Raw genomic sequence first — 24,707 nt, forward strand, 5'->3', positions numbered from 1 at the left:
AAGTGATGCCGGGCGCGCGCCGCGGCTATGTCTGGGTGCCCGGCTATTGGAACTGGAACGGCCGCCGCCACGTCTGGCAGCAGGGCGTCTGGGTGAAGGAGCGCCGCGGCTATATGTACAACCAGCCCGCCTGGGAGGAGCGCAACGGCCACTGGGAGCTGCGGCGCGGTGGCTGGGCCCGCGGCGACGCGGACCGTGATGGCGTGCCCAACGGTGCCGACCGCCGGCCCAACGATCCCCACCGCCGCTGATGCTGCGAGGCTCGCATCGCATCGATCGCGGGCTTGAGTGCTTTTCTGAAACGGCGTTCCAATATTTGGCGCAAGTGGCACAATGGCGCCAGCGTCAGCACCTCGCTTCGAGGTGCGCGGTTGGCCAGGTTGCTCCATCGGGACCATGCAGTCCCGGCCTTTCGAGGCGGACGCCTGGCATGACGGCCCGCGCTCGAGCCCCTCTGGCTCGAGCAGCCGCGGCCCATGCAACCGGGGTGGCCTGTGCCGCCCCAGCCCCCATTCCGCTACCGAAAGCCACCCGCCATGAAGATCGCCCTCATCATCGAGAACAGCCAGGCCGCCAAGTCCGAGATCGTCCACAACGCCCTCAAGACCGTCGCCGAGCCGCTGGGCCACAGCGTCCACCACTACGGCATGTACGCGCCCGAGGACAAGGCCTCGCTCACCTACGTGATGAACGGCCTGCTCGCCGGCATCCTGCTGAACTCCAAGGCCGCCGACTTCGTCGTCACCGGCTGCGGCACCGGCATGGGTTCCATGCTGGCCTGCAATTCCATGCCCGGCGTCTTCTGCGGCCTGGTCATCGACCCGACCGACGCCTTCCTGTTCGGCCAGATCAACGACGGCAACTGCATGTCCATGCCCTACGCCAAGGGCTTCGGCTGGGCCGCTGAGCTGAACCTGCAGGACTGCTACCGCAAGCTGTTCGAGAACGAGCGCGGCGCCGGCTACCCCAAGGAGCGCGCCGCCATCATGGCCAAGAACCGCGGCATCCTGAAGGACCTGAAGGCCGCGTCCTGCAAGGACATGCTGACCACGCTGAAAGCCGTCGACCAGGACCTGTTGAAGGCCGCCGTGTCGGGCGAGAAGTTCCAGGAACTGTTCTTCACGAACTGCCAGGACGACGCCATCGCCGCCCACATCAAGGGCGTGCTGAAGTCCTGAGTTCGGTCGCGACAGTCTCGCGGGCTGCGAGACTGTCGCCATGCCTGCCGCACCTCCACCTCACCTGACGCTGCGCACGCTGACGCGCGGCGACGGCTTGCTCGGCCTGCGCCCGCGCGGCGCCCTCGGCCCGCGGGGCGAGCAAGTGACGGTGGCGATGCTGGCTGCGGCCGACGTGCAAGCCGAGCTGGCGCTGCTGACGCGTGGCCTGATTGCGCTGGACCCGGCCCTGCTGCAATGGCGCGGCGCGCCGCTGCCTTTGGACGCTTCGCTCTGGACCCTGGTCCAGGAAGAGTTCTTCGGCGACTTCCACGCCGAGAAGGTGCCCGAGTTGCAGGCCCTGGGCTGGCAGGTCACGACCGAGCCGGGCTTTGCCCACCATAGCCAAGCCGTCAGTGGCTGGCAGCTCGGGCTGGCTGAAGACACCGAAGCGCCACCGCCCAGCCGCCGCGTCGAAGGCCTGGGTCTGGAGCGCCGCACCGGCGCTTGGCTGGTCAGCCTGGGCATGGAGGTGGATGGCCAGCGCATCGACCTGGCCCCGCTGATCGCCAACCTGCTGCGCAAGGACAAGCGCTGGCTCGATGCGGTGGCCATCGTCGCCATCGAGGACGACGCCATCGTGTCACTGCGCGCACCTGGTGGCCGGCGCTATCACGCCGTTGCCGCGCCGCTCAAGGCCATCATGCTGGCGCTGCTGGACCTGCTCAAGCCGGTGGAGCTGGAGAAGGGCAAGCCGCTCAAGCTCAATGCCTGGGACGCCGACCGCATCCGCTGCATCGAGGAGGAATCGCGCGGCCGCTGGCAGATCCATGGCGACGCGGGCCTGAAGGCGCTGGGCCAGCGCCTGCTGGCGGCCGGCGCGCCGACTTCGATGGCGCAGCCCGAAGGTCTCGGCCTGCAGCTGCGGCCCTATCAATTGCATGGCCTGGCCTGGCTGCAATACCTTCGCGAGCAGGGCCTCGCCGGCATCCTGGCCGACGACATGGGCCTGGGCAAGACGGCGCAGGCCCTGGCCCACATCTGGACCGAGAAGCAGGCTGGTCGGCTGGACCGCCCGGCCCTCGTCATCGTGCCGACCTCGCTGCTCTTCAATTGGCAGCAGGAGGCGGCGCGCATCGCGCCGGGGCTCAGGCTGATGACCTGGCATGGCGCCGACCGCGAGGCGGCGCAACTCGCCGATACCGACGTCGTGCTCAGCACCTACAACCTCGTCTGGCGCGACCTGCGCAAGCTGTCCGCCCAGCCCTGGCATCTGCTCATCCTCGATGAGGCCCAGGCCGTCAAGAACGCCCAGGCCCGTGCCGCCCGCGCGCTGCGCCGGCTTGACACCCGCCACCGCCTGGCCCTCACCGGCACGCCGCTGGAGAACCACCTCGGCGAGCTGTGGTCGCTGTTCGACCTGCTGATGCCCGGCTTCCTCGGCGACTCGCGCAGCTTCGCGCGCCATTGGCGCAAGCCCATCGAGGTCAACCGCGACGGCCCGCGCGCCCGCCTTCTCGCGGCGCGTGTGCGGCCCTTCATCCTGCGCCGCATGAAGACGGAGGTCGCCACCGAGCTGCCGCCGCTGACCGAGCTGGTCAAGCGCGTCACGCTGGTTGGCCAGCAAAAGCAGCTTTACGAGAGCGTGCGCGTGGCGGCCGACCACATGGTCAGGCGCATCCTGGCCCGCGACGGCTTCAATGCCACCAGCCTGATCAGCGTGCTGGACGCGATGCTGAAGCTGCGCCAGGTCTGCTGCGACCCGCTGCTGCTCAAGGGCGTGGAGATGCCGCCCTTTGTAGAGCGCGCCAAGCTCGAATGGCTGCGCGAGCATCTGCCCGATTTCGTTGCCCAGGGCCGGCGCCTGCTGGTGTTCTCGCAGTTCACCGAGATGCTGGACCTGATTGCCGCTGAGCTGGACCGTCTGGGCCTGCCCCATCTGCGCCTGACCGGCCAGACCGCCGCATCCGCGCGTGGCGAGGTCGTGCGCCGCTTCCAGGCGCGCGAGGAGCCCATCCTGCTGGCCAGTCTCAAGGCCGGCGGCGTGGGCCTGAACCTCACGGCCGCGGACACCGTCATCCACGTCGACCCCTGGTGGAACCCAGCCGTGCAGGCCCAGGCCAGCGCGCGCGCCCACCGCATCGGCCAGGATCAGCCGGTGTTCGTCTACCAGTTGGTGGCCCAGGGCAGCATCGAGGAGCGCATGCTGGAGCTGCAGGCGCGCAAGAAGGCCTTGGCCGACGGCCTGCTCGGCAGCGACGACGGCAGCAGCCTGAGCAAGTTCGGCGAGATGGAACTGAAGCTGCTGCTGGCGCCGCTGGAGGAGGCCGAATCTGGCCTGCGGCAGCCGCCAGCCGCCGACCTTCCCCACTTCTACGGATGACCCCGGCGCGGGCCGGCGGCCTACTCATGCCGGTCAATCAAGATCAGGAGCCAGCCATGACCACCCGAGAACACATCATCACCAACATCAAGGTCGACCTCGTCGTGAATACCAAGGACGATCTGCGCCGCATCGTGTTCGGGCTGGAGAAGGTCAGCGACGACAACGGCCTGCCGACCTGGACCATCCACTTCAAGCTGTTCCGCCGCGATGACAAGGCCGTGGCCTACGGCGAAGCGCGCGTGAGCCTGGACGTGGTCGTCGACAAGGAATTGCACAGCAAGGCCGCCGCCACAGCCACCAACGGCCTGACCGCCACGCAGGCCGCCTTCCTGGCCGGCCCGGCGTCCAACGCGGCGCTCGCGAGCCAGCAGCCCGGCGGCCCAGCGGCCAATGCCACCATCCAGCGCACGCTGATCAAGCGGTGAGACGCCCGCCACTGGGCGCGTGCTGGGCGCTGTCCCTGCCCGCCCTGCTGGCGCCCGCCGTCGCCAGCGCCGGCCCGCAAGCCGGGCAGGCTGCGGTCGTCGTCGGCAATGCCTGTCCGGCCAACGGCGCCTTTGGCGGCATGCCCATCCATGCCGTGGACGTGCAGACGCCGCTGGCCTTCCTGCCCTGGATCCGCGCGGACCTGAACCAGGCGAAGGCCCTGGCCGAGCCGCTGCGCGGCACGCCCTACAGCGCCAGCCAGGTCACGACCGTGTGGAACCAGATCGCGGCGCTGCCCTTCGCCAACCTGGATGTCGAGGCCCGTGTCGGCGGCCGCGTGCTGCCGGTGATGGTCAGCTGCACGCCGCAGGGCCTGGACCTGGTGTTCTTCGTCTACGCCATCAAGGCCTCCCTGTCGGTGGGGCTCACCTGGGAGTCGCGCCAGCGCGAGACGGCAGCGCCGGAGCGCCAGTCCGGGCAGGAGGCCTTGCGGCCAGGCATGCGCCTGCAGCCCCGCCTGGGGTATCGGGCCGGCGAGGGCGCTGGCGCCGGGGTGGCGGCCTTGTACAACCGCAGTGGTGCGGGTGCCGACGCCTACTGGCGCTCGCTCGCCCTCGATGCGTATGCCAGCGATCGGCTGCGCGACGTGGCGCTCGCGCTGGAGGGAGGCCGGGAGCACAGCGACGGCATCTGGGCCCACACGGCCTGGCGGCTGGGCTATGCCGACCAGTCGGTGCCCGCCAAGTCCGTGTCGCGGCTGGGGCAGAACAACCTCGAGGCCCAGGCCTTCGCTCAGACGCATCCGCTGGGCAGCTGGGCGCTGGCGATGCGCCTGGGAGCGGCGCTGGACGCCGGCCAGCATCGCAGCCGCGGCCAGGACGACCCCGCCGCAGGCCTGGTGGCGGACCAGCGCTACCAGTCGCTCAAGCTGATGGCGGGCACCACGGCACGGCTGGCGCGGCAGAGCCTGGCCGCGAGCTATGCGGTCGAGTTCGGCGCCGGCAGCGGCGGCGCGGGCTTGGACTGGGTCAAGCAGATCGTCGACATCGCCCATGAGGGCCGCTGGCTGGTGGCCGACCATCGCAGCCTGTCGCTGGAGACGCGTCTGACGCTGGGCCATCTGCGCGAGGCAGGCCTGGTGCCCCACGGCGCGCGCTTCTTCGCCGGCGGGCGCGAGCAGCCCTTCATCGGCGGCGAGGAATGGCAGATCCGCGCGGCGCCGCTGCTGCGCAGCCTGGGCACCAATGCACTGGCCGGCAGCGCCGCCAGCCCGGGCTATCGGCGCTTCTCGGGCTTAAGCCTGACGGCGGCGCTGCCGGTGTTCAACCAGCCCCTGGTACCGGCCGAGGCTTACCGCGACGCCCAGGTCCGCGCCGCGCTGAACGGCCAGCTGGACTCCGCCGTCGGCGGCCTCGCGGCGGACAACCGCACCACCATGCCGACCTATCTGCAGGCCATTGCGCAACTGCCCAAGGTGCAGCAGACCCTGGCCGCGCTGGATGGCGCCGTGGCCGCCGTGCAGCCCCCTGCGGGCAGCGCCGACAGCGATGCGTTCGCCGCCTGCAAGGGGCAGCTCGCTCAAGCCCAGGACGAGATCACCCAGGTGTTGCAGGAGTCCAGCCTGACGCAGCTTGGCCTGTTCACCGAACTGCTGCCCGGTGAAGACACCGCCAACACCCTGGGGCAGGTGGTGGCGCTTTGCGTGGAGGGCTTCAACGCCGGCCCGCGCGACCCGCGCGTCACGCAGCAAGGCGCCGCGCTGCGCGCCGACGTCGAGCAGCTGGCGCGGTGGTTCGCGGCGGCCGACCCCAAAGTGGCCGAGCGGGACGCGCGCCGCGAGATCGAGCCGGTGCGCCATATCGTCGACACGCTGATGGACGAGATCAATGCCATCGCTATCAGCCCGCTGCTGATGCTGGATGCGGTGAATCTCGGCCCGCGCCTGAGCGGCCCGCGTACCCGCCTTGCCATGGGCACGGGCCTGCGCGTGACGCTGGTGGACAGCGTGGATTTCAGCCTGGGCTACATGGCCAACCTGCGCCGCCAGGCCGGCGAGGCGCGGGGCGCGTTCTTCGTGACGATGCAGTTCAAAGACCCGTTCTGATCCGGGTCCTCGCAGCACGGGACGGGCCCGCCAATCGCGCCGGCGTCAGCGCCGCGCGGCCACCCAGCGCCATGCACGCGGCAGCAGCAGCACGGCGGCCAGCACCACCAGCAGGCCCACGGACAGCGGCCGCTCGATGAAGACGCTCCAGTTCCCGCTGCCGATGGACAGTGCATTGCGCCCCTGGGCCTCGGCCAGGGGGCCGAGGATCATGCCGACGACGATTGGCGCGGTCGGGAAATCGAAGCGCCGCATGACGACGCCCATCAGCCCCAGGCCCAGCATCAGGAAGAGATCGAAGGCGCTCTGGCGCATGCCGTAGACGCCGACGGTGGCAAAGATCAGGATGCCCGCATACAGCTGCGGCCGCGGGATCTTCAGCAGCTTCACCCACAGGCCCACGAGCGGCAGGTTCAGCACCAGCAGCATCACGTTGCCGATGTAGAGCGACGCGATCAGCGCCCACACCAGGGCCGAGGACGTGGTGAACAGTTGCGGGCCGGCCTGGATGCCGTAGTTCTGCAACGCGCTCAGCAGGATGGCCGCAGTGACCGAGGTCGGGATGCCCAGTGTGAGCAGCGGCACCAGGGTCGCGGTGACGGCGGCGTTGTTGGCGGCCTCGGGGCCCGCCACGCCCTCGATGGCGCCGGTGGTGCCGAACTCTTCCTTGTGCTTGCTGAGCTTGCGCTCGGTGGCATAGCTCAGGAAGGTCGGGATCTCTGAGCCGCCTGCGGGGATGGTGCCAAACGGGAAGCCGATGAGGGTGCCGCGCAGCCAGGCCGGCCAGGAGCGCCGCCATTCCTGGCGCGTCATGTGCACGCTGCCCATCTTGTTGAGATCGGTAGTGCTGCGGCCTTCGTAGAGGGCCAGGTACAGCGTCTCGCCCACCGCGAACAGGCCGACCGCGACGAGCACGGTTTCGATACCGTCCATGAACTCCGGCACGCCGCCGGTGTAGCGCACCTGGCCAGTGATCTGGTCCAGGCCGATCAGGCCCAGGGCAAGACCGATGAAGAGCGATGTCATGCCGCGCAGCGTGCTCTTGCCCAGCACCGCGCTGACCGTCGTGAAGGCGAGCAGCATCAGCAGGAAGTATTCCGGCGGGCCGAGGGTGACGGCGAAGTCTGCGACGAGGGGCGCGAACAGCGTGACCAGCACGGTGGCGATGGTGCCGGCTACGAAGGAGCCGATGGCCGCGGTGGCCAGGGCGGCGCCGGCGCGGCCGCTCTTGGCCATCTTGAAGCCTTCCAGCGCCGTCACCATGGTGCCGGTCTCGCCGGGGGTGTTGAGCAGGATGGAGGTCGTCGAGCCGCCGTACATCGCGCCGTAGTAGATGCCGGCGAAGAAGATCAGCGACGCCGTCGGTTCCACCTGGGTAGTGATGGGCAGCAGCATGGCCACCGTCACCGCGGGGCCCAGGCCCGGCAGCACGCCGATGGCCGTGCCGATGACGCAGCCGAGGAAGGCCCACATCAGGTTGATGGGCGTGCCGGCGGTGGCGAAGCCGCCGAGCAGTTGGTTCCAGAGATCCATCATGGTGTTTTCCTCACAGCCAGCCGCTGGCCGTCAGGCCGGGCAGGTTGATCGCCAGCAGCTTGGTGAAGAGCCAGAACACCGGCGCCGCGATGCAGATGCCGGTCGCAAGGTCCAGCAGGCCACGCTTGATTGCGCCGCCCGTCTTGCCCTCCGAAATTCGCAGGCCGCGCACGGCGAATGCAAAGCACAGCGCGCAGGACAGGATGAAGCCCAGCGTCGTGATGAGGCTCGCGTTGAGGATGACGCCAGCGATGACCCAGGCGACGGCCTTCCAATCGCCACGCTCGGCACCCGACGGCGCCTCCATCTCGCGGTAGCCCCCTGTGCGCGCCTCCCAGACAAGCCAGGCGCCGCAGATCATCAGCACCACCGACACCAGCCAGGGCAGGGCGTTCGGCCCGACACCGGCATAACCGGCCTCCGACGAGATGAAGGTCGCGCCGTAGGCCATCACCGCGCCGATCAGCAGGGTGCCGACGCCGACGAATGTCTGGCCGTTGGAAGAGGAATTGCTGCTCATCAGCGATCCTTGTGAATTCGCGGCAGCGCCGCGTGAATTTCGGGCCGAGCGCCGGGCCGCTCCCAAGCCGGCCCGCGATGGCGATGTGCTTGCGGCTCGATGCCGCAAGCATCGCCGTCCCCTCGGGGGCTGAGGCCGGACACGATAAGCCCTGTGGGCTTGTCGTGCCTGCCGAAGAGCTGCGGCATTGCCGCAGCGCGGTCTGCAAGACCGACCAGGCTTGCCGGCGTTCAGCCGGCGCAAGACTGGGCGAGGGGCTAAATCATCCCCGACTTGACCATGATCGCCCGCAACGTCGCGAACTCGCGGTCGACGAAAGCCTCAAACTCGGGGCCGGACAGCAGTGCCGGCGTCCAGCCGTTCTTGTCGATGGATTCCGCCCAGCTCTTGCTCTTGGTGGCCGCGACGACCATGTCCGTCAGCGCCTTGCGCTGCTCGGGCGTGATGCCGGGCGGCGCGTAGACGCCGCGCCAGTTGCCGATCTCGACGTCGATGCCCAGCTCCTTGAGCGTCGGGGCATTCAGGCCCTTGATGCGGGTCGGCGCCGTGACGGCCAGCGCGCGCATCTTGCCGCTCTCGAGATAGGGCTGGAATTCGCTGAAGCCGCTGCCGCCCACCGTGACGTTGCCGCCCAGGATGGCCGCCACCGCCTCGCCGCCGCCGCGGAAGGGCACGTAGTTGATCTTGGCCGCGTCCACGCCGACGTCGCGCGCGATCATGGCCGCGGCGACATGCTCGGTCGAGCCGCGCGAGCCGCCGCCCCACTTGACGCTGCCGGCGTCCTTCTTGAGCTGCTCGACGACATCCTTCATCGTCTTCAGCGGCGATGCGGCATGGACGACGTAGACGTTGTATTCGCTGAGCAGCCGCGCAATCGGCGTGGCCTGGGCCAGCGTCACCGGCGGCTTGCCGGTGATGATGCCGCCCAGCATGACGGCGCCCATGACGATGAGGGCATGCGGGTCGCCCTTGCTGGCGTTGACGAACTGGGCCAGGCCCAGGGCGCCGGCGGCGCCGCCCTTGTTCTCGAACTGCACGGAGGACGCGAGGCCCGCGTCCTGCAGTGCCTTGCCCAGTGCCCGGCCGGTGGTGTCCCAGCCGCCGCCGGGGTTGGCGGGGATCATGAGCTTCATGGGCACGCCGGCGGCGTTGGCCTGCAATGGCCAGGCGCCGGCTGCGGCCAGGGCCGCCAGGGACTTCAGGAAGGTATCGCGACGCATTGCTTGTCTCCTTGTCGTCTCGGGGCGTATTCCGCCCCGGCATGATGGCCGAGCCCCTGCGGATGAGGAAGCGGCCGGTTTTCTTTTACAGCCCGCATGGTTGACGACGAGGCTGTCAATCCGCTGTCCATGGCCTCGGGGTAAACCTCAGCCCCTGTTTCACAGCGCCGCGGTGCTAGCCTGCCGGCCCATGAAGCTGCTGGTGATCGAGGACAACGCCGCGATGCAGACGACGCTGCAGCGCTCTTTCGAGCGGCGCGGCTTCAAGGTCGTCATCTGCGACGACGGCGCGCGGGCGTTGAGCCGCTGGCGCGCCAGCGTGCCGGACGTCGTGCTGCTCGACCTGTCCCTGCCGGGCCAGGACGGGCTGGACGTGCTGTCCCAGGCGCGCGCCGAGGGGCTGACGACGCCGGTCATCATCATCACGGCCCGCGGCACGCTGGGCGACAAGATCCTCGGCCTCAACACTGGCGCCGACGACTACCTGCCCAAGCCCTTCGACCTCGACGAGCTGGAGGCCCGCATCCGCGCGCTGGTGCGCCGCCAGGGCCAGGCCAGCGAGGCCCGGCCCGCCGACGCACCGAGCTTCTGCGGCCTGCGCGCCGATGCCCAGAGTGGCGCCGTCTATCACCAGGGCCAGCCGCTGGACCTGGCGCCGCGCGAGGCCGCGCTGCTGCGCGCGCTGCTCGTGGGACCGGGCCAGGCGGTGGCCAAGGACAAGCTCTTCGAACTGGTGTTTGCGGACGCGGCGGATGCGCTGCCCGATGCGATCGAGGTCGTGGCCTACCGGCTGCGCAAGCGACTGCCACCAGGAAGCGCCAGGCTCGTGACGTTGCGCGGCCTGGGCTACCTGCTGCAGTCGGACGACTGAGCCGCGTCCGATGAAGCGCCTCGCCGCCCTGTCCATGCGCGCCCGCCTGCTGTGGGGCATCCTGCTGCCCGTCGGCCTGCTGGTGGCCATCAACACGTTCAGTCTTTACCGCGAAACGCTGCGCGCCGTCGACACCGCCTACGACCGCACGCTGCTGGCGTCGGCCAAGGCCATCGGCGAACTGCTCGGCGTGGCGGGCAGCGGCGAGCAGGCGCGGCTGCTGGCGCCCGTGCCGTATTCGGCACTGGAAGCCTTCGAGACCGATGGCCGCAGCCGGCTCTACTTCAAGGTGCGAGGCTTCAAAGGCGAGCTGGTCTCGGGCGACGAGGACCTGCCCGACTGGACGGGCAAGCTGCCCGACCAGGGCGCCTACCAGGCGCTGGTGGACTTCTACGGCGCGCGCTTCCGTGGCGAGCCGGTACGCATGGCCGTGCTACTGCAGCCGGTGTCTGGCCAGACCGGCATGGGCCTGGCGACCATCCAGGTTGCCGAGACGCTGCACCTGCGCCGGGGCCTCGCGCGCCAGGTCTTGCTGCACACGCTGTGGCGCCAGGCGGCGCTGCTGGCCGTCATCGCCATCGTCGTCTGGACCGTGGTGCAGCGCGCCACCCGGCCGGTGCGCGAGCTCAGCGCCGCGCTGCGTACGCGTGACGCCGACGACCTCAGCCCGCTGCAGGCGCCTGGCCTGCCCGTTGAGCTGGCACCGCTGATCGTCGCCACCAACGAGGCGCTGGCCCGCCAGGCGCGGTTGCTGGAGCACCAGAAGCGCTTTGTGCGCGACGCCTCACACCAGCTGCGCACGCCGCTGGCCGTGCTGAAGGTGCAGGTGCAGTCCGCCCGCCAGGGTGATGTGGAGCCGTTGCAGGCCCTCGCCGAAATCGACACCACGGTGAACCGCGCCACCCAGCTCGCCAACCAGATGCTGGCCCTGGCGCGCGCCGAACAGATGCGCCAGCCGGGCGAGGCCATGCCGACGCAGGACTGGGCGGAGATCACGCGCGCTGTGGCCCTGGACCTGGCACCGCTGATCGCCAAGCAGGGCCTGGACTTCGACATCCACACCGAGCCCGCGGCCGTCGAGAGCCACGAGTGGGCGCTGCGCGAGCTGACGCGCAACCTGCTGCACAACGCCATCCAGCACACGCCGGTGGGCGGGCGGCTGGCCATCGCGCTGTCGCTCGACATGGGCATGGCGCAGCTGTTGATTGCCGATGGCGGGCCGGGGCTGACGCAGCAGCAACAGGAGCGGCTCTTCCTGCCCTTTGCCGTCGGCGATGCCGGCAAGGGATCAGGCCTGGGGCTGGCGATCTGCCTGGCCCTGGTTCATTCCCTGGGCGGCCAGATCGAACTGGTCAATCGGATGGAAGCTGCGCGCGTGTCGGGCCTGGACGCCCGGGTGCGGCTACCGCTGGCTGATTCGCCGCGCGGCCACAAGGCCTGAACTCGGCTCAGGCCTCCAGCGTCTCGTGAAAGGCTGCGGCGCCGGCCTTCCAGTAGGCCGCCACCTTCAGCGCTTCCTTGGGCAAGCCCTTGGCCACGAGCAGGGCCCGCACCGAGGCCATCGCGGACGCTTCACCCGCGGCCCAGGCGAAGCCTTCGCCATCGGGAAGCTTCAGTGCGGCGACGGCGGATTGCAGCGCTTCGGGCGTTTCGACCCAGTTCACTTCCGTCTGCGCACGGCCGGTAAACAGCCGGCGGTCCGCGGCGTCGCCGACCTGCAACACCGTGATGACGCGCGCCTCGGGCGGCAGTTCTTCCAGGCGGCGATGCACCGCTGGCAGGGCGGAGTCGTCACCGATCAGCAGGTGCCAGTCGTAGTCGGTCGGGATGACCATCGAGCCTCGGGGGCCGCCGACCCTGAGGTGTTGGCCAACCGCGGCCTGGCCGGCCCAGTCCGAGGCGGCGCCGGCGCCGTGCAGCGCGAACTCGATCGTCAGCTCGCGGCGCTCGCGGTCGAACGATCGCGGCGTGTAGTCGCGGCGATCCGTTTCACCGAAGAAGAGCTTCACGTGGTCGTCAAAGGAGTCGGACCGGAAGCTCGCCAGCGACTCGCCATGCAGGGTCACCGAGACGAAATGCGGGCTGAGCCGCTCGACGCGGGTGACTTCGAGGTCGCGCATCAGCAGTTCATGGCGGACGCGTTGGATGCGGCGCACGGGCGCCGTGGTGGGGTCGGACATGGTGGGCTGGAACATTGGTTGATAATGTCATCCATCATGCGTAAACAAGTTGATATTGTCAACAATAAGGGCAACCTCGCCGAAGAGGTCGTGGAGAGCGTTCACTCGGTCATGCACCGGTTCCGCTCGCTGCAGTTCCAGGCACTGAAAGAAGCCGCGCATGACCTGAGCCACATGGAAGCAAAGACGCTGGGCTTCTTCGCCTCGCGCCCCGGCGCGACGCAGAGCGAGCTGGTGCAGCACTCCGGGCGCGACAAGGGCCAGGTAGCGCGGTTGATTGCGGGCTTGCGCGAGCGTGGCCTGCTGGAAGCCAGCGCCGATGCGGCCGACAGGCGCAGCGTGCACCTGCAGGTCAGTGCGGCGGGCAAGGCCTTGCAGCAGCAGGTGCGCAAGCAGGCTCAGCGCGTGTCAGCGCAGGCCGTCAGCGGGCTGGACGAGGCGGAGTGCCGGCATTTGCTGGCGCTGCTGGCCAAGCTGCGCGAGAACCTGGCGGCCCCCGGCGGCTGAGCGGCCTCAGCCGGCGGCCTTCTCGAGCGCCAGCGCGGAGTCGACCGCCGCCAGCTCCGCATCGGTCAGTGGCGCTGCCGAGACGATGCCCAGAGCGTCATCGATCTGGCCCAGCCGGCTGGCGCCAACCAGGATGGACGTCATGCCGGGCTGCCTCAGCACCCAGGTCAGGGCCAATTGCGCCAGCGTCTGCCCACGCGCATCCGCCAGTGCCTTGAGCGCGCGCAACGCCGCCAGCCGTCCCGGCGTGATGTCGGTGGGCTTCAGGAAGCCGCCCAGCGCGGCGCGTGAGTCGGCAGGGATGGACGAGAGGTATTTCTCCGTCAGCAGGCCCTGGGCCAGTGGCGAGAAGGCGATGCAGCCGATGCCTTCTTCGGCCAGCACCTCCAGCAGGCCACCCTCGACGTGGCGGTCCAGCATGCTGTAGCGCGGCTGGTGGATGACGCAGGGCGTGCCCAGCCGCCGCAGGATGGCGCTGGCTTCGCGGGTCTGCGCGGCCGAGTAGTTGGACAGGCCAACGTACAGCGCCCGGCCGCTGCGCACGGCCTGGTCCAGCGCGCCCATCGTTTCTTCCAGCGGGGTGTCGGGATCGGGGCGGTGCGAATAGAAGATGTCGACATAGGGCAGGCCGAGCCGCTTCAGGCTCGCATCCAGGCTGGCGAGCATGTACTTGCGCGAGCCCCATTCACCGTAGGGGCCCGGGTTCATGCGATAGCCGGCCTTGGTCGAGATGATCAGCTCGTCCCGGTGGGCCTGCAGGTCCTCGCGCAGCACGCGGCCCATGGTCAGCTCGGCCGAGCCCGGCGGCGGGCCGTAGTTGTTGGCGAGGTCGAAGTGGGTGATGCCGCGGTCGAAGGCGCCCAGCAGCATCGTGCGGGCGTTGTCGTAACGGTCGACGTCGCCGAAGTTGTGCCACAGGCCGAGCGACAAGGTCGGCAGCAGCAAACCGCTGCGCCCGCTGCGGCGATAGGGTTGGCGGTCGTATCGCGAGGAATCGGGCGTGTGGCTCATGCGAGATGGAGGGCGCGAGGCCGCTGAAGATGGCGGTGAAGGCAGGAGCGGGATGGTAGTCGCCGCTTCCTCAGGCGTGAGCCGCTTCGAGCGCCTGCACGAGGGTTGCCGCAGCCCGGGTGGGTGCGGGGTCGTGGCGGTAGATGCAGGCGAAGCTGCAGTCATAACTCAGCTCATCGACGGACACGGCGCGCAGGCGGCCGGCGTCGACAAAGGGCTGGGCGTAATGGTCGGGCAGGAAGCCAACAAAGCAGCCGGTCAGGATCAACGTGGCGACGCCTTCCTGGTCGGACGCCGTGGCCGCACGCTCCAGCTTTTGTCGGTGCGTCAGCACCAGGTTGGGCGAGTGGTAGCCCAGGCCCGCCAGTTGCTGGCCTCTCAGGTCCGCCCAGCTCCAGCGGTGGTCGGCCTTGAACCAGGGGTGGCTGCTGCCGGCGTAGAGGTGCATCTGCTCGCCGAACAGCGGCCGGTAGGCCAGGCTCTCCGACCTTCGATGCTCCGGGATGACGCCGACCTGGAACTGACCCGACAGTACGCCCTGCTCGATGTCCGTGATGGTGCCGACATGGATGTGCAGCTTCACGCCCGGCGCCGTCTCGTTGAACTGCGCCAGCGCGCGGTCGATGTGGCAGGCGGGGTTGCTGACGGTCTTCTCGAACAGCGCCAGGTGCAGCTCGCCGCCGATCTGGTGGTGGATCTCTTCCAATCGGGCGCGGAAGTCGGTGGTGGCGGACAGCAGTTGCAGCGCCGCCGCGTAGAGCTCGGCGCCCTCGGCCGTCAGCGCAAACCCGGCGCGGCCGCGGCGGCACAGCACCAGGCCGAGGCGCTCCTCCAGGTCCTTGATCTGCCGGCTGATGGTCGGCATGCCGACGTTGAGCTCCAGCTCCGCCGCCGCCATGCCGCCGCATTCGACGACGGCCTTGAAGACGCGCAGCAGGCGCAGGTCGACGTCTGCAATCTGGCCGGGAAGACGTGCGTCGTTTGGTTTCATCTGGCGGCAAGTAGACATGGCGATGTTGTCATTGTCTACAAGCATTGGCCCGGGCACGATGCGGCGCAAACCACTTGCACGAGATGCCATGACTCAGACCGCCGACCGACCTGCCAACTGGATGGACGCCCACTGGATGCCCTTCACCGGCAACCGGCAGTTCAAGGCCAACCCCCGCCTGCTGACCGGCGCCGCCGGCGCTTACTACCGCACCGACGACGGGCGGCAGATCTTCGACGGCCTGTCGGGCCTGTGGTGCACAGGCCTGGGCCACGGGCGAACGGAGATCGTCGACGCCGTCAGCCGCCAAGCGCGCGAGCTGGACTATTCGCCCGCTTTCCAGTTCGGCCACCCGCTGTCCTTCGAGCTGGCCAACAAGATCGTCGAGAAGATGCCTGCGGGGCTGAACCGCGTGTTCTTCACCGGCTCGGGTTCGGAGTCGGCCGACACGGCGCTGAAGATGGCGCGGGCCTACTGGCGCGCCAAGGGCCAGGCCGGCAAGACGCGGCTGATCGGCCGCGCCAAGGGCTACCACGGCGTCAACTTCGGCGGCATCTCGGTCGGCGGCATGGTGGGCAACCGCAAGACCTTCGGCCAAGGCATCGAGGCCGACCACCTGCCGCACACGCAGCCGGCCAACGGCAGCTTCTTCAAGGGCATGCCGCCGCAGGACGGTGCGATGGGCGCGGCGCTGGCCGACGACCTGCTGCAACTGATCGCGCTGCATGACGCGAGCAACATCGCCGCCGTCATCGTCGAGCCGTTCTCGGGTTCGGCCGGCGTCGTCATCCCGCCGGTCGGCTACTTGCAGCGGCTGCGCGAGATCTGCACGGCGCACAACATCCTGCTGATCTTCGACGAGGTCATCACCGGCTTCGGCCGCGCCGGCGCGTGGACGGGCGCCGAGGCCTTCGGCGTGACGCCCGACATCCTGACCGCCGCCAAGCAGATCACCAACGGCGTGCAGCCGCTGGGCGTCGTCGTCGCCAAGCAGGAGATCCACGACACCTTCATGGCCCAGGGCGGGCCCGACTACATGCTGGAGTTCCCGCACGGCTACACCTACTCGGCCCACCCGGTCGCCTGCGCGGCCGGCCTCGCCTCGCTGGACCTGCTGGAGCGCGAGCATGCGCTGCAGCGCGTGAAGGAGCTGGCGCCGATGTTCGAGACGGCCGTGCACGGCCTGAAGGGCACCAAGCATGTGGCCGACATCCGCAACTTCGGTCTGGCCGCCGGCATCACCGTCACGCCGCTGCCCGGCGAGCCCGCCAAGCGCCCCTTCGACATCGCGATGGCCATGTACGCCAAGGGCTTCTACGTGCGCTACGGCGGCGACACCATCCAGATGGCGCCGCCCTTCATCAGCACGCCCGCGGAGATCGACTCGCTGGTCTCCGCTTTAGGCGACTGCTTCGACGCGACTCCCTGAACTTTCACTTCCAAGCATCCCGTGATCACCCATCTCATCAACGGCCAGCAGGTCGACGGCGGCAGCCGCTCGGCCGACGTCTTCAACCCAGCCACCGGCAAGGTCGGCGGGCGGGTCCGCCTGGCCGACCGCGCCACCGTCGAGTCCGCAATTGCCGCCGCGCAAGCCGCCTTCCCCGCCTGGCGCAACACGCCGCCGCTCAAGCGCGCCCGCGTGCTGACCCGCTTCAAGGAACTGCTCGAAGCGCATGCCGACACCATCTGCCGCCTCATCACCGACGAGCACGGCAAGGTGCTGGCCGACAGCCTGGGCGAGCTGCAGCGCGGCATCGAGAACGTCGAGTACGCGACCTATGCGCCCGAGCTACTGAAGGGCGAGCACAGTCGCAACGTTGGCCCGGGCATCGACGCCTGGTCGGAGTTCCAGTCGCTGGGTGTGTGCGCCGGCATCACGCCGTTCAACTTCCCGGCCATGGTGCCGCTGTGGATGTGGCCCATGGCCGTGGCCTGCGGCAACACCTTCATCCTGAAGCCGTCCGAGCGCGACCCGAGCAGCACGCTGTTCATCGCCCAGCTGGCCCAGGACGCCGGCCTGCCGCCGGGCGTGCTGAACGTCGTCAACGGCGACAAGGAGGCCGTGGACACGCTGCTGACCGACCCACGCGTGCAGGCCATCAGCTTTGTCGGCTCGACGCCGATTGCCGAGTACATCTACTCGACCGGCACCAAACACGGCAAGCGAGTGCAGGCCCTGGGCGGCGCGAAGAACCACGCCGTCGTCATGCCCGACGCCGACATCGACAACGCCGTGACGGCGCTGATGGGCGCGGCTTTCGGCTCCTGCGGCGAGCGCTGCATGGCCATCCCGCTGGTCGTGGCGGTCGGCGATGCGACGGCCGACGCCGTGCGCGAGAAGCTTATCGCCGAGATGGCCCGCATGAAGATCGGCTCGGGCCGCGAGGCCGGCTGCGACATGGGGCCGCTGGTCACGAAGGCGCACCTGGAGAAGGTGCGCGGCTATGTGGACCAGGGCGTGCAAGAGGGCGCCGAGCTGGTCGTCGACGGCCGCGGCCTGACGGTGGCCGGGCACGAGGCCGGCTACTTCCTCGGCCCCTGCCTGTTCGACCGCGTCACGCCCGGCATGCGCATCTACGAGGAAGAGATCTTCGGCCCCGTGCTCGGCATCGTCCGCGTCGACAGCCTGCAGGCGGCGATGGCGATGATCGACGCGCACGAGTACGGCAACGGCACCTGCATCTTCACGCGCGACGGCGAGACGGCGCGGCACTTCACTGACCACATCCAGGTCGGCATGGTGGGTGTGAACGTGCCGCTCCCGGTGCCGGTGGCTTACCACTCGTTCGGCGGCTGGAAGCGCTCGCTCTTTGGCGACCTGAACGCTTACGGCCCGGACGCGGTGCGCTTTTACACGCGCCGCAAGCAGATCACGCAGCGCTGGCCGTCGTCGGGCGTGCGCGAAAACGCGGCGTTTGCGTTTCCGTCCAGCAAATGAGGCCGCCGGCGTGTGCCGACACTGCGCGCTACATCGGCTTGAACCGGGGTTGGAAGCTTTGGCTCACCGGCAACCTTGTCTTGCCGTCCTTGAGCAGCACTTCCATGCTGCCCAGGCTGCGATCCACGCGAGCGACGTGGGCCACGTTGATGACGACGGCGCGGTGAATCTGCCAGAACTGCTCCGGGTCGAGTTGCTGCAGCAGTTCGCGCAAGGACAGGCGCAGCAGGTATTCGCCTTCCGCGGTGAAGGCGCAGGTGTACTTGTTGTCGCTGCGGAAATGGCTCACATCCGCCACCATCACAAGGTGCAAGCGTTCGCCCTGTGAAGCCTGCAGCCAGCGCAGCGGTGCGCTGGGCGCGGGAGGGGCGCTGGATGGCAAGGAGGGTGGCGCCCACTGCTGCAACCAGCGCGCGAGTTCGGCCGGAGGCAACTGCAGACGCTGCTGCAGGCGCTGCACCGTCTCGCGCAGGCGCTCGGTGGCCAGCGGCTTGAGCAGGTAGTCCACCGCGCCCTGGTCGAAGGCGGTCACCGCGTGCGCGTCGTAGGCGGTGACGAAGACGATGTGGCACAGGCCCTTGATGCGCCGCGCCAGCTGCAGGCCGTCCAGCCCGGGCAGGCGGATGTCGACGAAGACGATGTCGGGCCGCAGTTCCAGCACCAGGGCCAGGCCGCGTTCGCCGTCCTCTGCCTCGGCCAGCACTTGCAGCTGCGGCCACAGCTCGGCCAGGCCTTCGCGCAGGCGCTGGCGCGGCAAGGCTTCGTCTTCGATCAAGAGGGCTGTGGGGTGCTTCATTGGGCGTCGGGGGTGTTCCAGGGCAGCTCGATGCGCGCGCACACGCCGCCGGTGGATCGCTGTTGAACACTCAGGCGTGCCGCCTCGCCGTACAGCCCGGCCAGGCGATCACGCAGATTGGCCAAGCCCAGGCCCTGGCCGCTGGCCGGGCCCGACTCAGCGGCCTGCAGGCCGACCCCATCGTCGCTCACCTCCAGCGCGAGGCGCTCGCCTTCGCGCCGTGCATCGAGCTCGATGCGGCCGCCTTGGGCCTTAGGTTCGATGCCATGGCGCACGGCGTTCTCCACCAGCGTCAGCAGCATCAGCGGTGGCAGTTTGTGGTCTTCGCAGCCGGGCTGGACGTCCAGGCCGAAGTGCAGGCGCTCGCCCAGCCGTGTGGACATCACCGTGAGGTAGGCGCGCGCCAGCTCGAACTCGCGCTCCAGCGTGCTCATGGGCTCGCGCAGCGACGGCAACGCCAGGCGCAGGTAGTCGTGCAGCTCACCGAGAAAGCGCTCGGCCGTGGCCGGCTGGCTGCGGATAAGCTGCTGCAGGCTGGCCAGCGCGTTGAACAGGAAGTGCGGCTCGACCTGCGCCTGCAGCGCCTTCAGTTCGGTCAGGCTGACCTGGCGCGACAGCTCGGCCATCGCCGCCGTGTGCTCGGCGTGTGCCAGGCGCAGCGCCAGGGCTTGTTCCTCGCGCCAGCGCCACCAGCGGGTTGGCAGGTGCATCAGCAGCGCGAAGGCGAAGGCCGGCAGCCAGGGCCGCCACATGGCCAGCGGGTTCTGCCATTGCGCCAGGTCGATGGCCGGCAGCAGCAGCGTCCCCGCCGCCGCGCCCAGCGCGGCGGCCAGCGGCACCGCCAGCGGCCACCAGCGCCAGTTGAGCGTGAACCACGCGGCGCTGTAGGCCAGCCAGAGCTGGGCGGCCACGGGCACCCAGCGCGCATGGGGCCAGTACCAGTGCAGCAGGGCCCAGGCCGCCCAGAACAGCAGGGCGGGGAGGAGGGCGCGGCGCAGCGACTCAGTCCAGCGCGGCATTTTTCAGCGGCGCCGGTGGCTGCTTTGCCGTTTCGGCCAATGCCTGCGCATAGAAGCGCCGCGCTCGCTCCAGGTCGATGCCGATGGGTGTTGTCGTCGGCGCCACTTCAGAGCCGACAACCTCGAAGCGCAGGCCACGCGCCCAGACCTGGCCTTCGCCCACCAAGCCCAGACCTAGGCCGAGGTGTGTGGCTTCGGCGGGCACGTCCAGCACGACGCTCATGTCGTGCCAACCGCCGTCAGCCGGTACGGCGATGCCTCTGGGAAGCGGCTTTTCCCCACCGCTGCCGGCAGTCGTGACGCCGCTCAAGTCGCCGAAGCCCTCGCCGAGGTAGAGGCCGGCCCAGCCGCGGATGGCCTCGGCTCTCAGCTCGCCGCTGAAGCGGACCCGCTTGCCGGCATAGCCCAGCACCGATTGATAAGCGGAGCCGGCGCTGATGGGTCCCAGTGTCTTCGGGTAGACCGCGCGGATCGTCAGGGTCGGCACGCCGCCAGCGGCGGGATCGATGCCCACTTCATAGCCGTTCAGCGCGGACGTCTTGGCGTCAGTGGGATAGGACGCCTGAAAAGCGTACCAACCCTGGGGCATCTGCGGACTGGCGGCGTAAGTGCTGAGCACGACGGCGGCCAGCGGCGCGAGCAGGAGGATGCGGAAGTTCATGGCGTTGGTCCTTGACGACGTTGTCGGATCTATTGCAGGGACAGGTTCTGGGGAAGCGTGGGTGGCCGGTCTTGCGGCCACGCCCTCAGCATCTGCTGCACCTTCTGATGCAACTCCCGTGCGGTGATGGCCGCTTCGACACCAAAGCGCTGCGTGCTCAACGGCATATCCCGCCCCACCACCTCCAGCCTCAGGCTCCTTGCCCAGGCCTGGCCGCTGCCGGCCAAGGCCAGACCGACGCTGACCGCGCCGGGGCCGTCGGCGGGGATGTCGGCCACCACACTGACCTCGCACCAGTCCGGGCAACCGGCCGCACCCAGTGGCGGTGTCTTGTCGAAGTTCGGATCGAGGTGCGCCCCGTAGAGCGGTGTGAAGCCGGCGGCCACGACCAAGCCGCCCCAGTCATCCGAGCCGGCGGTCTTGACCTGGCCGGTGAAGCGCACACGCTGCCCGGTGTAGCCGAGGACAAACTGACCGATGCTCCCAATGTCGCTGCTGGATCCTTTGCCAATGGACTTGACGGTCAGTGCGCGCTGGCCGCTGGCTTCGGTCTCGGGGGCGATGCCGGCTTCATGAGTGTTGCCATCGGGCCATCGATAGGTGGCACCCGCCGTCCAGCCGTCGGGCTGGCGCAGCGTTTCGGCACCGCTGGCGGTCAGCACCAAGGCAACCAGTGGAATGGTCAAAAGGGCTCGGTAGTCCATCGGTTCTTCCTTTCAGTTTGGGAGGGACGACCGCAGTGTGTTCAACCCGTGCCGGCGCGGCCGAGATGATGCGACAGGCCAGCGCAGCGGCTGACGAGGCAGCCTGCGCGGCGACGGGTGACTTCGACGCAAAGACCGGGGCTGCCCCTCGTCGGGGGCGCCACGCGCGTCAGGCCTTCGGCGGGGCGGAGATCCTGCCCAGGAAGTCCGCGTGCGACGGCATGGATGCCACCGTGCGCGAGATCGAGCTGTGCACCGAATGAAGGTGCCGGCGGATCAGCTGCGGGTCCACCAGGTCGATATACGGGTCGTACCTCTCGGGATAGACGCCCAGGCCCAGCAGGATCGACGCCCACGACGGTTCGGCAAAGCCTTCCGGCTCGATCACGGCGACGCGGCCGGTCTTGCGGAACAGGTCGATCTGGTGGGCGAGATCGTCGGGAATGGGCATGTCGGCGCAGTAGCGCCAGAACTCGCTGTCGCGCCGCTCGCCCAGCTTGTAGTGAAGGATGATGAAGTCGCGCACGGACTCGTAGCGATAAGCCATCTGCCGGTTGAACTCGTCGGCCAGTGCCGGCTGGAACGACTGGTCAGGCAGCATGGCCGTCAGGCGGCTGACGGCGTCCATGATGAGATGCAGGCTGGTGGATTCCAGCGGTTCCAGGAAGCCGGACGACAGGCCGATGGCCACCACGTTCTTCACCCAGCCCTGCTTGCGTCGCCCAGTGACAAAGCGCTGTTGCCGAGGCTCGTCGAGGGCCTTGCCGTCCAGGTTGTCCAGCAGCGTGCGCTGCGCCTCGTCATCGCTCAGGTAGCCGCTGCAATAGACCAGCCCGTTGCCCGTGCGGTGCTGCAGCGGGATTCGCCATTGCCATCCGGCCGTGCGTGCGGTCGACCGCGTGTAGGGCGTCATGGGGCCGGCGCGCTCGCAGGGCACGGCCAGCGCGCGATCACAGGGCAGCCAGCGGCTCCAGTCTTCATAGGGCGACTTCATCGCACCGTCGATCAGCAGGGCGCGAAAGCCGGAGCAGTCGATGAAGAGATCGCCCTCCACCCGGCGCCCGTCGCTCAGGTGCAGTGCCGCCACGAAACCATCTTCGGGCCGCGTCTCGACGCGCGTGATGGTGCCCTCGACGCGCTTGGCGCCATGCTTGAGGGCGTACTCGCGCAGGTAGGCACCGTACAGCGATGCATCGAAGTGAAAGGCGTAGTCGAAGGCATTGGAAGGCGACGGCTCGCCGGGCGTCGGCGGCACAAAACGCATCTGCCGGGCCATCACCGTCGCAGTCGACCATTCCTCGTAGGAGGGGAGTTGGTCTCCCAGCGCCTGCAGACGGAGCCAATAGGCCCACAGCGGTCGGTTGTGGATGGCTGGGCCAAAGCCGCCAAAGCCGTGGAAGAAGCGATTGCCGATCCGGCCCCAGTCCTGGAACTCGATGCCGAGCTTGAAGGTGGCGCGCGTGCTGCGGACGAAGTCTGCCTCGTCGATTCCCAGAAGCTGGTTGTAGAACTGGATGGTTGGCAACGTCGCTTCGCCGACCCCCACAGTGCCGATGTCCGCCGACTCCACCAGCGTCACCTCGCAATGCTGATCCGGTTGGTCAGGCCGGCACAGCATCCGCGCCAGCGGGGCGGCGGTGATCCAGCCGGCGCTGCCGCCGCCGACGATGACGATCCGCTGAAGTGGACGATTTCGCACAAAAAGTCTCCAAAAAAAAACAGATCTGGTCTGTCCGGGAGTTTGCCCTATGTCTCTTTGGTCTTACCAGTTGTACGCTTGGCGCAGGCATCGGAAAGCATTTCTGACAGACGGCGCGGTTCATGGTGCGCTCGCCAGCCTTGGAACAGGGTGACAAAGACGCAACGGGCGGCTTTCTCTCACCGGCCAATAGTTGGTGCAACGACCGAACCAAGTCGCCGTCAGTGAGGCGGGGCGAGCCGATCTCAAGGAGCAGCGTCGCTGCAGAGCAAGTTCTGCAGCCGGGTGCCCAGTTATTTCAGAACAGGAGACATAAAGTGACGAAAAAGATGGTTCCGCAGGCCCGGAAGTTGACCGTTATTGCGGCTTGCGCTTTTCTGGCCTCCTGCGGTGGCGGTGGCGGTGGCGGTGGCGGTGGCGGCTCAGAGGGCCGCTACCAGGTCATAACTCTCAAATATCCGGGTGGCGCCATAGGCGGCACGCTGCTGAATCCCCCGACGACTTTGTCAGCCACGGCCACATCCGGGCTGCCGGTCAGCTTCCGAACCGGCACACCCACCACCTGCACGGTCGCTGGTGACAAGCTGACGCTGGTGGCCGCGGGTGAGTGCCTGGTCATCGCCAGCCAGCCCGGCGGGGCCGGTTCGGATGGCACCCAATGGGCCGCTGCCGACGATGCGAGCCAGCTGTTCAATGTGTTGAAGCATGCGCAGGTGGTTGATTTCACCCCGCCGGACTACGTCCTCAGCGCGGCAACGAAGTCCATCGCGCTCAGCGCGACCTCGGGCTCAGGGCTGCCGGTCACTTTCTCCAGCGACACGCCTGCGGTCTGTACCGTCAGCGGCAGCACGCTCCAGTTGCTGGCCAAGGGCTCCTGCGCGGTGTCGGCGAAGCAAGCCGGCAATGAGAGCTACAAGGAGACGACGACGCAGCGCTATATCGCCGTCGACCCGCTGCTCATTGCCGACGGCTTCGCGCCGGGAGGTGGTCGCGGAACAATGAACAACCTAGTCACCAAGCAGGGCGGCAACGTCTGGGTGAACCCGTGGGACAGCGCGCTCAACGCTGGCTGGGAGTGGTGCGATGCGAGCGCGGGCGACTGGTGCTACAGCAAGGTCTCCACCGATGGCTCCACGCTCGATTCGGCCCTGCATATCCCGGACACCATGTTCACCGGCGGCTGGCAATACGGCTTCAACCGCATCGACATCTTTGCGCCTGGCCTGAGTGGCTTCAATTCGTCGGGCGACACGGTGGGTGGACTGCAGGTAACCACCGAGAAGGCGTTGGGCTTCACCATGGGCTTGGGCCTTGATCTCTACTCGTCGAACAAGCCCATCGTCGTGCACCTGGACCTGGGCAAGCGCAACAACGGCTGCAACGTCAGGCTGAGCACCTTGGTGTGGGCCCCATTGCCGGGGTTGCTCAGCTACGGCGTGCCGCTTGACAACTTCGCGGTGACCGATGCCTGCGGCCTGTCGGGCGTCACCACGGCGTCGCTTGACGACGACGTGCGCAAGCTGCCGAACCCTTTTGACAGCACGGGCGCCCCCGTCAACGCCGCCGCGTTCAAGGCGGCCCTGGACAAGATGGCGGCCTCGCGCGCCTCGGCTGCGACGCTGCTGCAGTCCTCCAACGTCGTGCGCACGCGCTTCTGGTTGATGGACGCGAACGTGGACAAGAAAACCGCGGGCATCTACGCGTCCGACTTGACCATCAAGGGCGCCATCACCATCCAGTAACCCAGGCCGCGAGCGGCGTTGCGTGTCAGCGACCGGCCCCGTGTTGATCGGGGCGGTGACACCAGCATCGCGAGGGGCGGCCTCGGCATTCGGTGCCGGGGCACGCGGCAGCGCTGAAGCCAGCTGCCGCCGGACACATCGAAGGAATACGGAGACACCATGAAAAAACAGTTCCGCACCACGGCCATCCATCGCGGCATGGTCCACATGATGCTGCTGACCGTCGGCAGCGCCGC

General features: G+C 68.6%; 23 protein-coding genes. 11 read left to right on the top strand and 12 right to left on the bottom strand.

The window, feature by feature from the left end; genetic code table 11:
• The first annotated feature begins 5 nt into the window (after window positions 1-5).
• The 5 genes from ACXJKJ_RS20405 (at window position 6) to ACXJKJ_RS20425 (ending at window position 6,073) form a co-directional block, all read left to right on the top strand.
• The gene (locus tag ACXJKJ_RS20405) at window positions 6-251 is read left to right on the top strand and encodes a YXWGXW repeat-containing protein (RefSeq protein ID WP_457391912.1); all 246 of its coding nucleotides are present in this window, start codon (window positions 6-8) and stop codon (window positions 249-251) included.
• Between the two features lie 285 nt (window positions 252-536).
• Window positions 537-1,178 carry an RpiB/LacA/LacB family sugar-phosphate isomerase gene (locus tag ACXJKJ_RS20410; protein WP_056203727.1) on the top strand — a complete coding sequence of 214 codons (642 nt, stop codon included), beginning with the start codon at window positions 537-539 and terminating at the stop codon, window positions 1,176-1,178.
• 40 nt (window positions 1,179-1,218) lie between these two features.
• Entirely contained in the window at window positions 1,219-3,540 is a 2,322-nt protein-coding gene (locus ACXJKJ_RS20415; protein ID WP_056203724.1) for a DEAD/DEAH box helicase, read from the top strand.
• A gap of 56 nt (window positions 3,541-3,596) precedes the next feature.
• Window positions 3,597-3,968, top strand: coding sequence for a hypothetical protein (locus ACXJKJ_RS20420; protein ID WP_056203721.1), 372 nt, complete (start codon window positions 3,597-3,599; stop codon window positions 3,966-3,968).
• Entirely contained in the window at window positions 3,965-6,073 is a 2,109-nt protein-coding gene (locus ACXJKJ_RS20425) for a hypothetical protein (protein ID WP_056203718.1), read from the top strand. The genes ACXJKJ_RS20420 and ACXJKJ_RS20425 overlap by 4 nt, the downstream gene beginning before the upstream one ends.
• A 45-nt stretch (window positions 6,074-6,118) precedes the next feature.
• On the opposite strand, the gene ACXJKJ_RS20430 is transcribed toward ACXJKJ_RS20425, so the two are convergent.
• The 3 genes from ACXJKJ_RS20430 to ACXJKJ_RS20440 form a co-directional block, all read right to left on the bottom strand.
• On the bottom strand, window positions 6,119-7,609 hold the full coding sequence (locus tag ACXJKJ_RS20430) for a tripartite tricarboxylate transporter permease (RefSeq protein ID WP_457391914.1): 1,491 nt from the start codon (window positions 7,607-7,609) through the stop codon (window positions 6,119-6,121).
• Window positions 7,610-7,619: 10 nt separating this feature from the next.
• The gene (locus tag ACXJKJ_RS20435) at window positions 7,620-8,129 is read right to left on the bottom strand and encodes a tripartite tricarboxylate transporter TctB family protein (RefSeq protein ID WP_457320321.1); all 510 of its coding nucleotides are present in this window, start codon (window positions 8,127-8,129) and stop codon (window positions 7,620-7,622) included.
• A gap of 257 nt (window positions 8,130-8,386) precedes the next feature.
• Complete coding sequence (locus tag ACXJKJ_RS20440; RefSeq protein WP_056203712.1) at window positions 8,387-9,349, bottom strand: Bug family tripartite tricarboxylate transporter substrate binding protein; 963 nt, start codon at window positions 9,347-9,349, stop codon at window positions 8,387-8,389.
• Between the two features lie 190 nt (window positions 9,350-9,539).
• Between ACXJKJ_RS20440 and ACXJKJ_RS20445 the strand changes: the two genes are divergently transcribed.
• A complete protein-coding gene (locus tag ACXJKJ_RS20445; RefSeq protein ID WP_457391917.1) occupies window positions 9,540-10,220 on the top strand; it encodes a response regulator transcription factor in 681 nt (226 codons plus the stop codon).
• A 10-nt stretch (window positions 10,221-10,230) separates the two neighbouring features.
• A complete protein-coding gene (locus ACXJKJ_RS20450; protein ID WP_457391918.1) occupies window positions 10,231-11,661 on the top strand; it encodes a sensor histidine kinase in 1,431 nt (476 codons plus the stop codon).
• 7 nt (window positions 11,662-11,668) lie between these two features.
• On the opposite strand, the gene ACXJKJ_RS20455 is transcribed toward ACXJKJ_RS20450, so the two are convergent.
• Window positions 11,669-12,400: a siderophore-interacting protein gene (locus ACXJKJ_RS20455; protein ID WP_457391920.1), complete on the bottom strand. Its 732-nt coding sequence runs from the start codon at window positions 12,398-12,400 to the stop codon at window positions 11,669-11,671.
• 36 nt (window positions 12,401-12,436) lie between these two features.
• Between ACXJKJ_RS20455 and ACXJKJ_RS20460 the strand changes: the two genes are divergently transcribed.
• Complete coding sequence (locus tag ACXJKJ_RS20460) at window positions 12,437-12,907, top strand: MarR family winged helix-turn-helix transcriptional regulator (protein WP_056204460.1); 471 nt, start codon at window positions 12,437-12,439, stop codon at window positions 12,905-12,907.
• A gap of 6 nt (window positions 12,908-12,913) precedes the next feature.
• Here the strand turns inward: ACXJKJ_RS20460 and ACXJKJ_RS20465 are convergent, their stop codons facing one another.
• Together ACXJKJ_RS20465 and ACXJKJ_RS20470 are read right to left on the bottom strand one after the other, a co-directional pair.
• Window positions 12,914-13,918, bottom strand: a complete 1,005-nt coding sequence (locus tag ACXJKJ_RS20465; protein WP_056203707.1) for an aldo/keto reductase — start codon at window positions 13,916-13,918, stop codon at window positions 12,914-12,916.
• A gap of 70 nt (window positions 13,919-13,988) precedes the next feature.
• On the bottom strand, window positions 13,989-14,909 hold the full coding sequence (locus ACXJKJ_RS20470) for a LysR family transcriptional regulator (RefSeq protein ID WP_157282080.1): 921 nt from the start codon (window positions 14,907-14,909) through the stop codon (window positions 13,989-13,991).
• An 88-nt stretch (window positions 14,910-14,997) separates the two neighbouring features.
• Here ACXJKJ_RS20470 and ACXJKJ_RS20475 point away from each other — a divergent pair, with 88 nt between their 5' ends.
• On the top strand, window positions 14,998-16,338 hold the full coding sequence (locus tag ACXJKJ_RS20475; protein WP_457391922.1) for an aminotransferase class III-fold pyridoxal phosphate-dependent enzyme: 1,341 nt from the start codon (window positions 14,998-15,000) through the stop codon (window positions 16,336-16,338).
• 21 nt (window positions 16,339-16,359) lie between these two features.
• On the top strand, window positions 16,360-17,850 hold the full coding sequence (locus tag ACXJKJ_RS20480) for a CoA-acylating methylmalonate-semialdehyde dehydrogenase (RefSeq protein WP_457391923.1): 1,491 nt from the start codon (window positions 16,360-16,362) through the stop codon (window positions 17,848-17,850).
• A 28-nt stretch (window positions 17,851-17,878) separates the two neighbouring features.
• On the opposite strand, the gene ACXJKJ_RS20485 is transcribed toward ACXJKJ_RS20480, so the two are convergent.
• The 5 genes from ACXJKJ_RS20485 to ACXJKJ_RS20505 form a co-directional block, all read right to left on the bottom strand.
• Entirely contained in the window at window positions 17,879-18,646 is a 768-nt protein-coding gene (locus tag ACXJKJ_RS20485) for a LytR/AlgR family response regulator transcription factor (protein ID WP_457391924.1), read from the bottom strand.
• Window positions 18,643-19,665: a sensor histidine kinase gene (locus ACXJKJ_RS20490; protein WP_457391926.1), complete on the bottom strand. Its 1,023-nt coding sequence runs from the start codon at window positions 19,663-19,665 to the stop codon at window positions 18,643-18,645. The genes ACXJKJ_RS20485 and ACXJKJ_RS20490 overlap by 4 nt, the downstream gene beginning before the upstream one ends.
• Entirely contained in the window at window positions 19,649-20,326 is a 678-nt protein-coding gene (locus ACXJKJ_RS20495) for a hypothetical protein (RefSeq protein ID WP_457391928.1), read from the bottom strand. Before ACXJKJ_RS20495 ends, ACXJKJ_RS20490 begins: the two co-directional genes overlap by 17 nt.
• A 29-nt stretch (window positions 20,327-20,355) precedes the next feature.
• The gene (locus tag ACXJKJ_RS20500) at window positions 20,356-21,030 is read right to left on the bottom strand and encodes a hypothetical protein (protein WP_457391930.1); all 675 of its coding nucleotides are present in this window, start codon (window positions 21,028-21,030) and stop codon (window positions 20,356-20,358) included.
• Window positions 21,031-21,199: 169 nt separating this feature from the next.
• Complete coding sequence (locus tag ACXJKJ_RS20505) at window positions 21,200-22,729, bottom strand: tryptophan halogenase family protein (protein ID WP_056203685.1); 1,530 nt, start codon at window positions 22,727-22,729, stop codon at window positions 21,200-21,202.
• A 122-nt stretch (window positions 22,730-22,851) separates the two neighbouring features.
• Between ACXJKJ_RS20505 and ACXJKJ_RS20510 the strand changes: the two genes are divergently transcribed.
• Complete coding sequence (locus ACXJKJ_RS20510; RefSeq protein WP_162247863.1) at window positions 22,852-24,471, top strand: hypothetical protein; 1,620 nt, start codon at window positions 22,852-22,854, stop codon at window positions 24,469-24,471.
• Here the strand turns inward: ACXJKJ_RS20510 and ACXJKJ_RS20515 are convergent.
• Window positions 24,426-24,707: hypothetical protein (locus ACXJKJ_RS20515; RefSeq protein ID WP_457391932.1), on the bottom strand; the 282-nt coding region annotated here is incomplete at its 5' end. The genes ACXJKJ_RS20510 and ACXJKJ_RS20515 overlap by 46 nt on opposite strands.

This window comes from Roseateles sp. P5_E1 (assembly GCF_054049335.1).

Excerpts from the sequence above, each read along its gene's own strand:
- ACXJKJ_RS20465 (WP_056203707.1), bottom strand. The coding sequence starts at position 13,918 with ATGAGCCACACGCCCGATTCCTCGCGATACGACCGCCAACCCTATCGC.
- ACXJKJ_RS20440 (WP_056203712.1), bottom strand. The coding sequence starts at position 9,349 with ATGCGTCGCGATACCTTCCTGAAGTCCCTGGCGGCCCTGGCCGCAGCC.
- ACXJKJ_RS20410 (WP_056203727.1), top strand. The coding sequence starts at position 537 with ATGAAGATCGCCCTCATCATCGAGAACAGCCAGGCCGCCAAGTCCGAG.
- ACXJKJ_RS20420 (WP_056203721.1), top strand. The coding sequence starts at position 3,597 with ATGACCACCCGAGAACACATCATCACCAACATCAAGGTCGACCTCGTC.
- ACXJKJ_RS20430 (WP_457391914.1), bottom strand. The coding sequence starts at position 7,609 with ATGATGGATCTCTGGAACCAACTGCTCGGCGGCTTCGCCACCGCCGGC.
- ACXJKJ_RS20495 (WP_457391928.1), bottom strand. The coding sequence starts at position 20,326 with ATGAACTTCCGCATCCTCCTGCTCGCGCCGCTGGCCGCCGTCGTGCTC.
- ACXJKJ_RS20415 (WP_056203724.1), top strand. The coding sequence starts at position 1,219 with ATGCCTGCCGCACCTCCACCTCACCTGACGCTGCGCACGCTGACGCGC.
- ACXJKJ_RS20470 (WP_157282080.1), bottom strand. The coding sequence starts at position 14,909 with ATGAAACCAAACGACGCACGTCTTCCCGGCCAGATTGCAGACGTCGAC.
- ACXJKJ_RS20450 (WP_457391918.1), top strand. The coding sequence starts at position 10,231 with ATGAAGCGCCTCGCCGCCCTGTCCATGCGCGCCCGCCTGCTGTGGGGC.
- ACXJKJ_RS20460 (WP_056204460.1), top strand. The coding sequence starts at position 12,437 with ATGCGTAAACAAGTTGATATTGTCAACAATAAGGGCAACCTCGCCGAA.
- ACXJKJ_RS20405 (WP_457391912.1), top strand. The coding sequence starts at position 6 with ATGCCGGGCGCGCGCCGCGGCTATGTCTGGGTGCCCGGCTATTGGAAC.
- ACXJKJ_RS20455 (WP_457391920.1), bottom strand. The coding sequence starts at position 12,400 with ATGTCCGACCCCACCACGGCGCCCGTGCGCCGCATCCAACGCGTCCGC.
- ACXJKJ_RS20475 (WP_457391922.1), top strand. The coding sequence starts at position 14,998 with ATGACTCAGACCGCCGACCGACCTGCCAACTGGATGGACGCCCACTGG.
- ACXJKJ_RS20435 (WP_457320321.1), bottom strand. The coding sequence starts at position 8,129 with ATGAGCAGCAATTCCTCTTCCAACGGCCAGACATTCGTCGGCGTCGGC.
- ACXJKJ_RS20510 (WP_162247863.1), top strand. The coding sequence starts at position 22,852 with ATGGTGCGCTCGCCAGCCTTGGAACAGGGTGACAAAGACGCAACGGGC.
- ACXJKJ_RS20500 (WP_457391930.1), bottom strand. The coding sequence starts at position 21,030 with ATGGACTACCGAGCCCTTTTGACCATTCCACTGGTTGCCTTGGTGCTG.
- ACXJKJ_RS20445 (WP_457391917.1), top strand. The coding sequence starts at position 9,540 with ATGAAGCTGCTGGTGATCGAGGACAACGCCGCGATGCAGACGACGCTG.
- ACXJKJ_RS20490 (WP_457391926.1), bottom strand. The coding sequence starts at position 19,665 with ATGCCGCGCTGGACTGAGTCGCTGCGCCGCGCCCTCCTCCCCGCCCTG.
- ACXJKJ_RS20485 (WP_457391924.1), bottom strand. The coding sequence starts at position 18,646 with ATGAAGCACCCCACAGCCCTCTTGATCGAAGACGAAGCCTTGCCGCGC.